Below are 15,538 nucleotides of genomic sequence, written 5' to 3' on the forward strand. Positions count from 1 at the left end.
GACAATATTTACCCAGTCGGTCACCGCACTCTGCGGTATGATTCAAAGCGACTGGGGAGACTGGCTCGTTCGCGAGGTCGAGGACGCGAATCCGGACGGCGTCGCGGTCTGGTATCTCGGCTGTAACGGTTTCGTCGTCAAAGGGACCGAGGGAACGACGATCTACATCGACCCGTATCTCGGGCTGGGCGATCCACCGCGGACGGTCCGGATGATTCCCGTCCCGTTCGATCCGACCGACGTCGAGGATGCCGACGCCGTCCTCGCGACGCACGAACACACGGACCACGTCCACGGGCCGAGCCAGGCACCGATCCTCGCGAACACGGGCGCGGCATTCTACGCACCCGACGACAGCCTCGCAGTCGCCCGCGACGACGAGGACTGGACCGACGAGTGGGCCGTCACGGACGACCAGCTGTCCGAGGTCAGCGAAGGCGACACGTTCGAGATCGGCGAGTTCACGATTCACGTCGAGGAAGCGAACGATCCCGACGCGACCCACCCGGTGAGTTACGTGTTCGAACACGACGCGGGGACCTTCTTTCACGGCGGGGACACGAAGCCGAGCGGCGAGTTCGAGCGGATCGGCGACGAGTACGACATCGACCTCGCGGCGCTCGCCTTCGGGACCGTCGGTCGGATTCCCGACAAGCAGACCCGCGAACCGAAGCGAACCCGCTGGTACAACGACGAGAATCAGATCGTCGAGTGCGCCGCCGCCCTTCAGTGCGATCGACTCCTCCCGAGTCACTGGGACATGTGGAAGGGGCTCACTGCCGATCCGACGGCGCTTCACCACCACGCGAAGGGATTCGATCATCCGCAGCGACTCGAGGTCGTCGAGATCGGTGACCGCGTCGAGCTGTAAAAATATTCCAGTTCGGACATGAGTCCGTCCGTACAATTTATGGTAATGGTATGGTAACGTTCGGTTCATATGAGTAGCACCGCCGACACGGACGACGTGATCGAGGTCAGTACCGACGGACTCTCCGTCCGAAAGACGTTCGCGGCGGACGAGTTTCCCGTCCCGGCGATCCGATTCGAGATCGAGTCGGACCGGTCCGACCCCGTCACCTTCCAGCTCTCCGAGGATATTCCCGAATCGTTCCCGATGGACAAAGTCGGGTTCCACCCGGACTTTCACAGCGACGACTGGACGGCGTTTCAGGACCACCACGTCGAGTTCACCGCGACGCTCGAGCCCGGCGAACGCCTCGAGACGGTCTACGGTATCCAGATCGACGACGAGAGTCGAGCCGCCGAGTTCCTCGTCGAGCCGACGATCGTCGAACGCGACGGCACCGACGACGATTCGGACGCCGACGAAGTCGACGACGAAGTCATCGGAAACATCGTCTCGGACGATCAGAACCAGGCCGTCAAAGACATGATCTCCGGCGAATCGGACTCCGTTCCGGGGCTCGAGACCGACGAGTCCGAGGAGGCGTCGGCCGACTCCGGCGCGGAAGACGACGCTGCCGGAACCGAGGACGACGCCAGCGGGCTCGATCTCGATCTCGGTGACGTCGACCCCGAACCCGAGACCGTCGATGCCGGCGCGGACGACGCCGAGGAGGACGACACGCCCGATATCGACCTCGGGTTCGAGGAAGAGGAGATCCCGGAGCCGGACACCGACTCTCCCGACGGGGACGACGAGGACGACGAGCCGACCGTCGAACTCGATCTCGGAACCGACACGGACGAGACCGAATCGGCCGAGGCCGGCGACGCGTCCGTCGGCGACGAGCCGACCGACACGGACACCGAGATCGATCTCGATCTCGAGGAGTCGGCGGCGTCCGTCGAGGAAGACGACGAAGCGATCGAGGAGTCCGACGCCGTCGAGGCGGCAGGTCCGGACGACGAGTCGGAACCTGCCTCCGACGAAACCGAAGCCGAGCCGCAACTCGACGCCGAGTCCGAGCTCGAACCGGAGCCGGACGAGACGACCGACACCGACGAACCGGACACCGGAGACGACGAACCCGGAACGACCGGCGTCGAAGCTGCCGCCGCGGCGGCCACGGCCGACAACGCCGACGGATCGACCGCATCTGCCGAGACGGGACCGAATACCGGCCCCGAGTTCGGCGGGTCGATCGCGACCCGTCTCGCGACCGAGATTCGCGACGGAGAGGTAGACAACGACGATCTCGACGCCATCCAGTCCGCACTCGACCTTGAGCCGTCGGGCCCCGACATCGCGAAGGTCGAGCACCTCCAGAACCGCGTCGAGGAGGTCGCCGCTTACACCGGCGCGCTCGAGACGTTCCTCGAGGAGAACGGAACCGGCGCACAGCTCATCGAGGACTTGCAAGCCGACATCGAGGAACTCGAGGAGGACGTCACCGATCTCACCGACTGGAACGGCGATCTCGAGACCGACCTGAACGAGATCGACGACGACGTCGACGAACTCGAGGGAGCGGTCGACGAACTGGCGGGAGACATCGATTCGGTCGACGACGACGTCACGACGGTGTCCGAGGACCTCGAATCGGTCGAAGACGACCTGGAAACCGTCGAAGGAGACCTCGAGACGGTCGAGGACGAACTCGAAGACGTGCAGGAAGACGTGACCGACATTCAGGAGTGGCGCGACCAGCTCGGATCGATGTTCTCGGAATAAGTCGGTTCACCGGACCGACCGTGATCGACGTAGAGTCCCGAAACGCAACTCGTTTATCCGTCGCCGGTAGAGGATCGGTCGATGGGTGAGACGATACCGATCGCCGTTCCACGAAAGGGGCGACCGCTCGAGTCGGTGCTCGAGCGGATCGCGGAGCGCCTCGACGTTCCCGAACTCGCGGACGACATTACCTCGACGCTCCGCCACGAAAAGGCACTCACGAAGGGAACGCTCGATCCCGACGGGGAGGACGTCTACCATCGTCTCGCCGACTACAGCACCGTCGCCGATCCGACCGAACCCGAGTACACGCTCCTGCGGGACGACCGCGCCGGGAAACCGAGACGGATCGTCTTCGACAGCGTCACGATCCCGATCGGGGGCATCGACGGTGCCCCAGAGGGCGCGGCGATTCAGCTCGTGGGCCGCGAGGAACCGTTCCGCGCCCTTCGGACGCACGAATTCGGACTCGGGTTCGACAGCGCCGATCTGGTTCTCGAAGAGGTCGTCGAACTCCGACCGGAGCCGCTCGACCGAATCGCCGACGTCAACGCTCGGATCAACCCCGCCGATACCGACGTCCAGGTCGTCACGGGGCTCGGCGATACGGTCTACCACACACTGTTGGCTACGCCCGATGTCGCACCGTCCCCGGGATCGCTCGATCGCGACTTCCTCGAGACCTACGAGGGGCCGCTCTGTATCGAACCGCGATACGAACGGCTCGTCCAGGCGGTGCTCGGGACGCGGGCGCTCGAGGGGATCGAGTTTCGGTACCCCGACGACGGTCGCGAGGAGGAGGCAGCGATCGCCGACGCCGGGTTGGGGGTCTACCTGACCGTCACCGGGTCCACGGCCCGCGATCACGGTCTTCTCCTCGGTGAGCAGCTGTTCCCCAGCGAGACCGTGTTGCTCGAGAACACGGCGGAGACGACCGAAACGGTCGAGTTCGTTCGCTCGTTGTTGAACGGGGGCGACCTCGAGACGGAACTCGCGGTCGGCCACTAGGACTACCCGATCTCGAAATCGGTCGGTTCGGTACTTCGATCCGTACCGAACGGTGACGAACCGGCTTTTTCTCGTGTCGCACCCTCCGATCCACCGACTCCAGGACATCGAGTGGGGACACCGTCGATCGGTTGTCCGGAATCTGGACAGGAGAATCATATTATTTTTATACTTTTAGTAGATGAAATAACATAATGAGATACGGTGGGGAAACTCGAGTGGAACGATACTTCGGACGAGAGTGGAGAACGCGTCCGGAGATTTCAGTCTACAAGGGCATGGCCCTGTTTGGAACGGTTCTGGCAGTGCTGCCGGGAACGGTGACAGCCCACGGTTCGGGAGCCAGATACGAACTGGGGATTCCGCAGTCGCTGTTCCTTCTCGCGGGCGGTGCCGCCGTGGTCATCTCGTTCGTCGCTGTGAGCGTTCTGTCCGGAGGCAGTGACGAGGCCTTTTCGTATCGCTCCCGGCGTCTGTCGACGACGCCGCTTCGGGTGTTCCAGTCGTCTTCGGTGGTCGGGGCCGCTCGGTTCGTCGCCGTCGGCCTGCTCGTCGTGAGCGTCCTCGCCGGATTTTTCGGCCCCCAGTCCTCGGACGCGAACCTGCTGACGAATCTCGTCTGGGTCGGGTGGTGGATCGGCTACACGTTTTCGGTCGTCCTTGTCGGGAACACGTGGCCAACGATCAATCCGTGGAAGACGTGTTACGAGCGGGCAACGAGCCCCTTCGGTCGCGAGCTTTCGTTGGAACGCTCCTACGAGTGGGGTCATCGACCGGCCGTGGCGTCGTTTCTCGGGTTCGCCTGGCTCGAGGTGATCGCTCCGTTCTCGGCGTCGCCCCGATGGATGGCCGGGATCGTTCTCGCGTATTCGGTGTACCTCTGGGCCGGGATGTTCGTGTTCGGAACGGAGACCTGGCTGCGGAACGCCGATCCGTTCACGCTGCTGTTCGACTATCTGGGGCGGTTCGCGCCGCTGTCGTTCGGGCCGGACGCCGAGGTCCGGATGTACGGGGTCGCGCTGGTCGACGGTGACGAGGGATTGTGGAAGCCGGGCGCGCTCGCGTTCTTCGTCGCGATCTTGTACACGGTCACGTTCGACGGCTTCCTCGGGACGCCCGACTGGGCGGTGATCGCTAACGGGGTCCCGGCGCTCCCGATCCCGTATCTCACGTCGACGCTCCTGATGCTCGTTGGCTTCGTGCTGTTCGTCGAGGTCTTCGGTACCGTCGCCTGGTTAATGAAGCGGTTCGTGGGTGACGTTACACCCGACGAGGGATACCTCGCTCGTCGGTTCGCCCTCTCGCTGTTGCCGATCGCGATCGCGTATCAGCTCTCGCATTTCTTCCCGCACCTCCTGCTCCGGGCACAGTACCTCGTATTGGCCCTGCTGGACCCCTTGGGACTCGGGTGGAATCCGCTCGGCCTCGCCGAGTTCGAGCCGGTCCACGAAATACCGCTTCTCCCCGTGCAGGCCGTCTGGCTTACGCAGACCACACTCGTCGTCGCCGGCCACGTCGTCGCCGTCTGGGTCGCCCACCACGTCGCGATGGACGTCTTCGAGGAGCGCCGGAGCGCGATACGGAGTCAGCTGCCGATGACGGCCGTCATGGTCTTCTACACGATCGTCGGACTGCTGATCCTCACGCGGGCGGCCGTCGATCCGCCGCTTCCCTGACGGACGTGCTCGGGAACCGATCGACCCCGCGGCCCCGTATCCGTGACTCGTCAGTGGTGTCCTCGGGACCGTTCGATCTTCGGGGGGCCGCCCCAGCACGGAACAGCCACCGTTCTTTCCGCGGGAAACCGACTGGCCACACGACGGCAAGTCGAATTACGACCGTCCCTCGAGGTGGTCTCCGACGAGCGAGGAAACCGCCCGTCTCGACACGGTTCTGTCGTTCGGCTCCCCCTGCGAACGTCGAGTACACGGCTCGCAGTCGTTCTCAAACGGCTCTCGCTCGGGTATCCACCGACTGCTGGTGGCCCCATTTGGTCAGTCGTAGCGTCGCTCTTCACTTCCGCCCCTTCTGAACGCTGGAAGTGTGGTGATCGGTCGTATGGGACGTCCACGATTCCCGTCCGGCTTCCGAGCGGAACCCCCTCTCCGTCAGAAGATAAATCACGTAATTTGCACCGTCTTTCAGACTGTTTCAATGCGTTTCACCCGTTTCAGAACCAACAGTCATCGACTCGAGCGGCCGGTTTCGGCCGTTTCAGTGGACTGTGTTAACAGGCATGGAGAGGTTTCTACCCGGTATGACTTCTTCTTTCTCCTCTTCTTCCCGTTACTACAACCAGTGTTTAACTGTGAATGATTTGACGAGAGTATCGCATGCCTGCAAGCATACTGCTTGCTGGTCAGACGGACATGGCCAGTGCAGGGAGACGGAAAACGGTGGGGCGTATCAGCGGCAATCAGACACAGAAAATCGAACAGGGTCCAGCGGGCTCAGCGTCAGTTGACGCGGCTGCTGAGATATCCAGTCGGGACTCACAGTCGGGGGACGGCCGATGACTGACGGCGAACTGCCCGACGATACTGGAGACGACGCTACCGTCAGCCTAGACGATATCGCTGGGTACGATTCGTCTACTCGACGGACGTTTCTCAAGGGTGCCGGCGCGGTGACGATAGCGAATTCGATGGTGGGCAACGGGTGGGCACAACCCGGAAACGGAAACAGAAATAAAAAGGCACAGAACGGTGTTCGCCACTTCACCGTCCACGCGATCCAGGTCGACATCGTCTACAATCGATTCGGCCTGCATCAGCCAAACGGGGCGATGTACGTCCTCGAGGAGAATCTCGAGGCTGCGAGGAAGGCGTCGGGTGTCGCTCCGGACAACGGGTTCGATCTCCTCGGGGGACCAGAAACCACAGACGTCGTCGACACGTCGGTCATCGAGCCACTGACGATCCGCGCGAACAAGGGCGAGACCGTCCGAATTGAGTTTGTCAACCACCTCGACCAGCCGGCCTCGATGCACCAGACCGGGCTCCCGCAGGATCCGAAGGATTCCGACGGGATGAACGTCGGGTACAACCCCAGTACGGTCGCTCAGCCGGGAGAGACGGTTACCTATCAGTGGCAGGCCACCCACCTTGGCGGGCACTTCTTCTACGACGGCGCCCATCAGGGATTCAATAGCCCCGACGAGGAACCGGCAACGGCCAATCACCTCTCCCGTGGGCTGTTCGGGACGCTGGTCGTCGAACCAGAAGGCGCGACGTGGACGGATCCGGTCACCGGCGGCCCCCTCCGGAGCGGGACGAAGGCCGACATCCACGACCCGAACCACATGGGAACGAGCTATCGCGAGTTCGTCCCGCACTACCACACGCCGTCGGGGGTGTACCTCCCGGACGGCACTGAGAAGAAATGGCCGGAGGATAGTACCAAGCAGACCACACACGGTATCAACTACCGGGCTGACGGGACTGGCCCCCGCGTCAACCAGACCGAGGCTCAGCTCCAGCCCCACACCCTCAAACGGCTGTTCTACTCCTCGTGGATCAACGGTGATCCCGGTGGCGGTGACAACGTTTTCAACGCGTACAAGGGCGACTCGATCAAATTCGTGCCCGTCGGCGCCTCGCTCGAGGAGAACCACGTTCACCACCTCCACAACAGTCGGTGGAAGACCGTCCCCGGTCGAACCGATTCGGACACGATCGATGCCCAGACGCTCGGTCTCGGTACGTCCTACCCCGAGTATCTGATCGCGGCGCACGGTTCGAACAGGGGGACCGCGGTTCACGATGCGGAGCAGAGCGTGCGCCAGAACATGACGTACGGGGAGGCGTTCGACGCGGGCGGTGCCGGCTACGTCCACGGCGGTGCCGGAGACGTCCTGTTCCACTGCCACCTGTTCCCCCACTACGCGGAGGGGATGTGGGCGTTCATGCGCGTTCACGACAAGGAACGCGCCGACCTCCAGCCGCTCTCGAACACGAACATCGTTACCGACCCGTCGTCGGTCGACCTGCCGCTCAAAGACGGAATCCTCGGTACGGGAACGGATATCCCCGGGTTCCCCGATTACGTCCCCGGAACCAGAGGCGAGTTCCCGCCCAAGCCCGTGGCGGCCCCGTCCGGGACGACGAACCCGCGCGCCCCGACTGCGGCCGAACGGAAGGCCGGATTCACGACGGACGTCGACGGCGCTCCGTACCAGGACCCGGTCGTGGACGAGAACGCACCGGAGCGCAACCACACGATCCACGTCCTGCAGGGGAAGGACATCGGAGATATCGTGTACAACGATGCCGGCGATTACGACCCCGAGAGTCTGGTGTACGTCCACGAGGACGACGTCCAGGCCGCGAAGAACGGCGATCTGAACCCCGAACCGCTGTTCATCCGCGCGAACGTCGGCGAGGCGGTGAACATGACCCTCGTGAACGAGTCGGAGTTCCCGATATCGATCCATCCCCACTTCGTCGGGTTCGACAATCAGGGCACCGACTCGACCCCGTCGATCGGGTACCAGACCGAGCAAAGCGTCGAACCGGGCGAGGAACGGACCTACCGCTGGTACGCCGACGAAGAAGGCCCGATCTACTTCCACGACCACGCGGTCGGTGCGGAAGAGGCCCAACACGGCACGTTCGCCGGTCTCATCGTCGAACCCGAAGGCTCTCGACACCTGGACCCCTACAGCGGGGAGCCGATCGACAGCGGTGCCCAGGCCATCATCGAGGTGCCCGACGGCACCGACTTCCGCGAGTTCGGCCTCCACTACAACGACTTCGTCCCACTGCGTGACAGAGGAACGGGCGAATTCGTCAACCAGCAGCGCGAGCACAACCTGAATCTCGGGACGACCGCCATCAACAACCGGAACGCGCCGTACTACCATCGAAACGACGACGGCGCAGCGTACGTCCACAGTTCGGCAGTCAACGGGGACCCGGCAACCCCGCTGCTCGAGGCCTACTCGAACGACCCGGTCCGGGTTCGGCTGTTCCAGGGTGCGTTCGAGGACCAGCACAACTTCCAGCTCCACGGGCGCCAGATCGAGCCGGAAGGCCTCGACGAACAGGACACGGTGTCCCAGCTCATTAGCCCCTCGGAAGCGTTCACGTTCATGATCGACCCCTACGACTCGCCGGACTCGCCGGACTTCGACCGCATGCCGAACCCGGCGGGGCTGCCGATTCAGGACTACATGTACGGGTCGGGTATCTCCGACGACCGGTTCACCGGCATGTGGGGCATCCACCGCGTGTTCGAGGCGGCGGCACCGCACCTCGAGCCCCTCCCCGACCGCGGGACGCCGGCGGGCAAGGTCACCGAGAACCAACTCGAGCAGATGGGCCATTCGGCACCGTTCGTCGGCATCAACCGGCTGAAGAACCAGGGGCAACGAGCCCGATTGCTGTACGAAGCCGGGGACGATCGAACTCTCACGCCGGATACGGCCGACCGAAAGAACCCAAACGTCGGCGAGAAGCCGCCGAAGCCGCCGTCACCGGGCCAACCCTGTGGAGCCGATGCGCCCGATCGCCAGTACGACGTTGTTGCCCAGCAGGTGGACATCCATTTCAACGACCACGGCGACCACGATCCACACGGTATCGTCTTCTCGCTCGACAGGTACGCCGACGAAGTGGCAGACGGGACCCGACACCCCGACCCGCTCACGATTCGGGCCAATCAGGGCGATTGCATCGAAGTGCGCCTGCAGAACGAACTGCCGGCCGACATTAACGACGCCCACGTGGACCCGCCGATGCGGGTCGAGGAGACGCTGGATACCGAGTGGGCGCCGTCGAATCGGGTTTCGTTACACCCACAGCGGATCACTTACGACCCCAACGGCTCGGACGGCGCGACGGTCGGGTTCAATTACGACCAGACCGTCGCCCCGGGCGAGACGATAACCTACCGGTGGTACGCCGACGATCTGTACGACAACATGGTGCTCACCGACGAGGCCGACGTCCGCGGACATCGTCACCACGGCGCGTACGGCAACCTCGTCATCGAACCGTCCGACGCCGTCTGGCTCGATTCCTCGACCGGCGAAGCGTTGCCGGAAGGCGTCGACGCGATGGTCAAGCGACCGGGACGGCGATCGGTTCGCGAGTACACCCTGTCGCTGAGCGACGGCCGGTACGTCGCCAACAGCGACGATCCGGACTCGTGTGTGGTCCCCGGCAGTCCGGAGGACGCCAACGCGGACTGTAACACGATCGGCGGGTTCGAAGACAGCGGCCACGGCGCGATCAACAACCGCGCCGAGCCGTTCGTCCGCCGATTCCAGACCGACCCGGCACAGCACAAGGTCTTCGACTCGGACGTCCACGGTGATCCGGCGACACCGGTGTACCGAGCGCTCACCGGTGATCCGGTGAAGTTCCTGGTCCACCAGCCGGCCGACAAGGCCCGTGGCATGTCGTTCCACCTGTCGGGTCACCAGTGGCAGCGCTATCGCGGCATCCCCGAATCGCCAGTCATCGGCGTCGAGGACCGACTCAGCCCGGGCAAGGGCGTCAGACTGGGGCTGACCAGCGACGCCGGCGGTCACCAGCAAGCGACCGGTGACTACATCTTCCAGGAGACCAAGCAGCGCCGACGCCTCGAGTCGGGCCTCTGGGGGATTTTCCGGGTGCGGAACACGCCAAGCGACTTCCCGAATCCGGTCCAGCCGCTTCCCGATCTCGACAACCCCGTCGACCCGAAGCAGCGTCCGAACTGGAACGTGTTCCACGAGGACATCACGCGGAACGGGATCGACGACCTGGTGATCGGCATTCCCGAGAGCGACGTCGGTGGAAAAAACGCCGGCGCAGTGTACATCTTCGAAGATCATTCGGGGCCCGTCGACGAACTGTCCAACGCTGACCTGACGTTGCTTGGGAGCAGGCCCGGACAAGGTCTCGGTACGACAGTCAATAGACGGGGTAACGGAAACGCGCCGGTCCTCGCCCTCGGAATGGCATCCGGCAAAGAGATCACCGTCCCCGCGGGAACCCCGGCAGTCGACGCGATCACCAACCCGGCTGACACACCGGAACGTCGCTTCCTGAAAAACACCACCAAGAACGACCTCAAAGCCGTACACGACGCCGAGAAGGCCCAGAACGGTTACGGAGGCGGTCGTGGTAACGGAAACGGCGGTGGTAACGGAAACGACGGCGGCGGAAACGGCGGTGGTAACGGCCGTGGCAACGGAAATAGCGGTGGCGGAAATGGCCGTGGTAATGGAAACGGCGGCGGTAACGGCCGTGGCAACGGAAACGGTCGTGGCAACGGAAACGGCCGTGGCAACGGAAATAACGGTGGCAGAAATGGCCGTGGCAACGGAAATGGTCGTGGTAGCGGAAATGGCCGTGGTAATGGGAACGGTCGTGGCAACGGAAATGGCCGTGGCAACGGAAACGGCCGTGGTAACGGTAGGCGTTCAGATCTCGACGATCACGTTCACAGCGGTCGGTCCACATCACGGTCTGAGGGGACGGTCGGTCGGACGCAGCTCCTCAGCTGTAGCGATTGCGGACAGAAAAGCGCTCCAGCCGGTGATGCGAGTATGTGGAGCGTAACGGACGCGACCGACGAGGGAGAATCGGGCTTCGAGTGCGATTCCTGTGGTTCCCTCCTGGAGGACACCGAGCGATGACATTACAGACGGAATCGATTCAGTCTCCGCCAGCGGCCATCGAGCTGAGACCATCGAGTCGTTCGCGTTCCCTACGGCCCTCCCTCGTGAGGGAGACGGAGAGCGAGACGTCACGTGTATCGGTATCTCCCCGACTGAACACCGGAGAAATCACGCGGTAACTGCCTCGTACACAGAGTAACAATGGACACAATCCTCCTCCTGATCGGTGCCGGACTGATTCTGGTCATGGCGTATCGACGACTGCGGAAAACGCAAAGGAAACTCAAGGAACACTTCAGATCCGGAATCTACGAGGTGAAAGAGAACTAGCCGTCAGCTCAGCCACGTTCACGGCAGAGTGAGATTCTCCGCGGCGTAATCGGAGAAGAACCGACGGTGGCTCGGACAGTCGGGCATCGTCCGACGACGGTGGCGTGGATTTCGACTCTCGCTCAGGAGCATCCTCTGGCTCTGTCATGGGTGCCCCAATCCACCGACAACTCATTGCCCCGCGGTTTCTCGACGTAGCTCTCACCTCGGTGGTCGAACCACGCGGTCGATCTGCTGGTTCGGTTATCTATTGCTGTCGTGCCCGCGGAACGGCGCAGACGTGGGCGGATCGACTACAGTAGTCACTCCCGTATGATCTCGGTGGCTTCCGGTACCCAGTTTTCGCGTTTCACGTCTGGCCCAGCGGATCGATATTCCCTCGCTGGTTGACGAGAGACTAGGCCACCGGTACGCCGAAGTCTCTCGAGACATCCGAACCCCGAGTCGGTTCACTTTTCAGTGAAGCTTTCTACCACTCCATCACCGGTGTTGAACCGAGCCATGAGTATTCCGATAACTTCGGGATTGCTCGGCTCGTACCCGAGTTGGTCCGTCAGCTCGTCTTTAATTTCTGTGAATCGGTCCCCTTTTTCTCCGTAAAGTTTGATGTGGACCGTCATTCCTACCTAGACGATCTCTCTCGACGGGTTCGTTGTCTCCCGCCGGTAGCGCTGTTTCGAAAATGATACTGTGGCAAATTACGTACTAACGGCTCAATGTAGCTTCCCATTCCCACCACATATAATTAATATATGTGATACTGTAAATATGTTTCGAAATGACATTTCTGTCGCGGAAGTTTCGTCTATGCCGTTGGTGTCTGACGCCCCTCGCACACCACGAATCGAGCGGGTAGCATCGACCCCGATCGAAACAATATCGAAAAGCGATCTCGGACTGTGGCCATGTGCCCCTCGTCGCCGAGTGATAACACTGGTGGTAGTCCCGTGAAACCGTCGAAATAGGTCTCAGTACGACAAACGTAGTGCTCGAAAGGCGATCTGACACCGGTAGCTGTTCACTGATTCTCGTGATATTATGTCTCCTAGCCCTTCTATATCCGATCTAGTAGCAACCCACCTGACGACCAGATTCGTATAGCCATATGTGATTTACAAGTCGTCCCTCGGACGCTCCAATCGAGTTCCGGTGTCGTAATTGCGTACAACAACGTGAATTGTACCTGCCGAAACGGTTCGATAGAGGGACGCCAGAACCAACGGAATCGCTGTCAACAGCCGTCTTGTCGCTTATTTCCGTTGTCCAGTTACGGTATAGATGCACCCGAGGTAGGTCTCGCGGACCCGATCCCCCCAGTTGTGGGTGTAGGTATCGATCACGTCGCCGGCGACGTCGCCCCGGAGGTACTGGACGATACCTCGGTCGCCAGTTCGATCCCGGAGATGGGTGGTGAAGAAGTGCCGGAAATAGTGTGGCGTGACGTTCTCTTGCGTTCCGCCGCCGGTCCGGTACCAGCCGCGCTCTCGAGCGTGTTTCTCGACGATATAGCGAACGTCCGAGGGAGTGAGCCGCTCGCCCCACGAATCGCGAGTGTCGAGAAAGAGCGGCCGCGCCGGCGAGACGGCGTCCGGACGGATCGCCAGCCACTCGAGTAATGCGCGACGAAGCTCGCCGTCGATCGGAACCACCGTATCGCGCTTTCGCTTGTTCGATGCCGTCCGCGCTTCGCCGTTGATATCCGTGCCACGAGCCGGTTCCGAGGAGATGAAAACGGACGACGGACGCCGCTCGAGGCCGACCCGGGGCGTCCACTCGAGCTCGAGTTCCGGCGTCTCGATGTGGAGGTCCCGAAGGTCGAGGTTACAGAGTTCACCGACGCGCATTCCGGTCTTCAGCAGGGTGACGACGACCGCCCGCTCGAGGGGGTGTACGATCGCGTCGACGAACGATCCCATTTCGTCGACCGAGATATCGCGCCGGGTCGGGTTCGTATCGATCGATTCGGACATCTCCTCCATGACGAGGGCCATCGGATTGTCGTCGAAGACGCCGACCCGGGTCATGTAGTCGTAGAACCGATTGAGATAGGAGGCGTAGGTGGCGATCGTACTGGATTCGAACGCCCCGCGCAGCGAGTGGATCCAGGCCATACACTCCCGGCGCTGGGCCGCTCCGATCGCATCGATATCGAACCGCTCGCGGAGGAACGCCTCGAACCGTCGGAGCACGCGTTCGTAGGCCTCGAGCGTCCGTTCGCTCTTGCCGTGATACCGCTGGTCGTCGAGGAAGTACGAGATCGGATCCGTCACGTCCTCCGGGGCGTCGGTCCCGGGTTCAGTCGCCATCGCCACCACCGTCGACGGTCGTGTACCCGCCGTGGCGACCGCTGTATCGAATCCGATTGGTCGACTGGAGCTCCTCGAGGGTCTCGTCTAACTGTGACTCGATATCCTGGGAGACTGCCTCGAGGAGTTCGTCCCACGAGTACGTGTCAGTCGAGAGTAAATTGAGGACCTGTGTTTCGAGGCCGTTACCCCCAGGGTCTGAGTCGGTAGAATCGGGCTCCGCCGAGCCGGATTCGAAGCCCCGCCGCCCGGCCTGTACCATCGTCCGGACGAACTCGCTCTGGCTCATGTCGAGCTCGTCGGCGTGGGACTCCCACTCGGATTTCTGGTAGGCCGGCACGTAGGTTTTGACAGCTGTTCTAGATGTGTCCGCCGAATCGCTCATACGATACCGATCAAACGCGACGATATTCAATCTACCCATTATTCGAGCTAAGTGAGTTTATCTCATCTCACATCACCCTTATCGCCAGAATGCTAGGTTCAGAGATTGATATAATAGTGATTGACAGTGATACAGTCTCGGATACGTATTTTCAGCCTATAGTGATACAATTCAAGATATTATTATCGACAGTTCGATCCATCCGTTCGATCTCCTCGCTCACTCGGAACGTCGAGTCGTCGATTCCGGTCGATTACGGAGCCGGTTTGAACTCCGCATAGTGGCCTGATTGGGCTTCGCTACTCGAGCCGAAAGGGACCGGAACGACTCGAGCGGAGAGCGGTAGTCACCACTCACTGCGGGTCGCGTTCGATCGAGACGGATGTCCGGTCCGAGTGCAGCACGTGCCTACCAGAACTGCTCATCCCGGTGCCTTCGTCTGTCTGTGGGCCGCGAACCGGCGTCCGCCGCGTTTGACACGCGAATCATCGGCCGATCCTCGCTGGAGACCGATTCCGGCCTCGCTCGAGTCAGCAGCGGTCGCTTCTCGGAATGAAACACGCCCCGGTTCGGATCGCCAGTTCTCGCGCTCCGAGGTCGACGGTGGAACGAAACGAACTGAGACAAGAGCGTGACTGCGCTCGATGGGACTCACCGACGACGCCTGTGTCGCTCCCTCGCCGACAGTGATGCAGACCCGCGTTCCGGGACGGGGACGCCCGTCGGCACGCTGTCGTTACCCGACTCGAGGCGCTGAAGCGGTCTTCGCCAGGTATCACGCTGGGATGACACGGGAACGAGATCGTTCCGTCCCCCATCGATCGGTCGCGCGATTCGGTGCTGTCGCGTTGGTGACGAGTGACGGAGAACGGTTCTGCCTGCAAGCGGTGAGAGAGTGGAACTCGTTCCGACGGCCACCACGGTCAGATGACTTCGAGGCACCCGGCAGGCCCGAGTTACGGGGCTCGTACGGAACCCAATTCGACGCGCTCTTCGCCTTATGCTAATTCGGCGGAAAATTAGTACACCGACGGAAAGATCCACCGAGAGGGCCATTGAGCGAGTTCAGGAGGGCCGACCGCGTCGTGCGATGCTGTCTGTGTTGTCGCTCGCTGATCGAAATTTGAATGCGTGAACTGGTGTGGTGTCCGAGACCGCTCTAGTAAATCGTATATCGCTATATCTATACTGACTACAACCGCTACTCCATCGCGTTGGTTTCGCCCACGATTTTCAGTTTCGAACTGGGCCGGCCAAACGGCCGA

Annotated in this window: 9 protein-coding genes; 6 read left to right on the forward strand and 3 right to left on the reverse strand. The window is 62.0% G+C overall.

The annotated features are described in order from the left end of the window. The first annotated feature begins 37 nt into the window (after window positions 1-37). From NDI89_RS13980 to NDI89_RS14005, 6 genes are all read left to right on the forward strand, one after another. Complete coding sequence (locus tag NDI89_RS13980) at window positions 38-871, forward strand: MBL fold metallo-hydrolase (protein ID WP_277522219.1); 834 nt, start codon at window positions 38-40, stop codon at window positions 869-871. 69 nt (window positions 872-940) lie between these two features. Continuing rightward, window positions 941-2,638 (forward strand): midas domain-containing protein, encoded by a 1,698-nt coding sequence (locus NDI89_RS13985; RefSeq protein WP_277522220.1) that lies wholly within the window; start codon window positions 941-943, stop codon window positions 2,636-2,638. Window positions 2,639-2,719: 81 nt separating this feature from the next. Beyond that, on the forward strand, window positions 2,720-3,646 hold the full coding sequence (locus NDI89_RS13990; protein WP_277522221.1) for a phosphoribosyltransferase HisG-related protein: 927 nt from the start codon (window positions 2,720-2,722) through the stop codon (window positions 3,644-3,646). 218 nt (window positions 3,647-3,864) lie between these two features. Then, on the forward strand, window positions 3,865-5,322 hold the full coding sequence (locus NDI89_RS13995) for a hypothetical protein (protein WP_277522222.1): 1,458 nt from the start codon (window positions 3,865-3,867) through the stop codon (window positions 5,320-5,322). 836 nt (window positions 5,323-6,158) lie between these two features. Continuing rightward, on the forward strand, window positions 6,159-11,270 hold the full coding sequence (locus NDI89_RS14000; RefSeq protein WP_277522223.1) for a multicopper oxidase domain-containing protein: 5,112 nt from the start codon (window positions 6,159-6,161) through the stop codon (window positions 11,268-11,270). Between the two features lie 183 nt (window positions 11,271-11,453). After that, the gene (locus NDI89_RS14005) at window positions 11,454-11,582 is read left to right on the forward strand and encodes a hypothetical protein (RefSeq protein WP_277522224.1); all 129 of its coding nucleotides are present in this window, start codon (window positions 11,454-11,456) and stop codon (window positions 11,580-11,582) included. Between the two features lie 449 nt (window positions 11,583-12,031). Here the strand turns inward: NDI89_RS14005 and NDI89_RS14010 are convergent, their stop codons facing one another. From NDI89_RS14010 to NDI89_RS14020, 3 genes are all read right to left on the reverse strand, one after another. After that, window positions 12,032-12,202: a hypothetical protein gene (locus NDI89_RS14010; RefSeq protein WP_277522225.1), complete on the reverse strand. Its 171-nt coding sequence runs from the start codon at window positions 12,200-12,202 to the stop codon at window positions 12,032-12,034. A 630-nt stretch (window positions 12,203-12,832) separates the two neighbouring features. Beyond that, window positions 12,833-13,888 (reverse strand): tyrosine-type recombinase/integrase, encoded by a 1,056-nt coding sequence (locus tag NDI89_RS14015; RefSeq protein ID WP_277522226.1) that lies wholly within the window; start codon window positions 13,886-13,888, stop codon window positions 12,833-12,835. Next, entirely contained in the window at window positions 13,878-14,273 is a 396-nt protein-coding gene (locus tag NDI89_RS14020) for a DUF5805 domain-containing protein (protein ID WP_277522227.1), read from the reverse strand. Before NDI89_RS14020 ends, NDI89_RS14015 begins: the two co-directional genes overlap by 11 nt. Window positions 14,274-15,538: the final 1,265 nt, after the last annotated feature.

The organism is Natrinema salsiterrestre, from assembly GCF_029502005.1.
In the GTDB taxonomy this organism is placed as follows: Archaea; Halobacteriota; Halobacteria; order Halobacteriales; family Natrialbaceae; genus Natrinema; species Natrinema salsiterrestre.

Bases quoted from the DNA above. Each gene is read 5' to 3' on its own strand.
- NDI89_RS14015 (WP_277522226.1), bottom strand. From the start codon at position 13,888: ATGGCGACTGAACCCGGGACCGACGCCCCGGAGGACGTGACGGATCCG.
- NDI89_RS14000 (WP_277522223.1), top strand. From the start codon at position 6,159: ATGACTGACGGCGAACTGCCCGACGATACTGGAGACGACGCTACCGTC.
- NDI89_RS13990 (WP_277522221.1), top strand. From the start codon at position 2,720: ATGGGTGAGACGATACCGATCGCCGTTCCACGAAAGGGGCGACCGCTC.
- NDI89_RS13985 (WP_277522220.1), top strand. From the start codon at position 941: ATGAGTAGCACCGCCGACACGGACGACGTGATCGAGGTCAGTACCGAC.
- NDI89_RS13980 (WP_277522219.1), top strand. From the start codon at position 38: ATGATTCAAAGCGACTGGGGAGACTGGCTCGTTCGCGAGGTCGAGGAC.
- NDI89_RS14020 (WP_277522227.1), bottom strand. From the start codon at position 14,273: ATGAGCGATTCGGCGGACACATCTAGAACAGCTGTCAAAACCTACGTG.
- NDI89_RS14005 (WP_277522224.1), top strand. From the start codon at position 11,454: ATGGACACAATCCTCCTCCTGATCGGTGCCGGACTGATTCTGGTCATG.
- NDI89_RS14010 (WP_277522225.1), bottom strand. From the start codon at position 12,202: ATGACGGTCCACATCAAACTTTACGGAGAAAAAGGGGACCGATTCACA.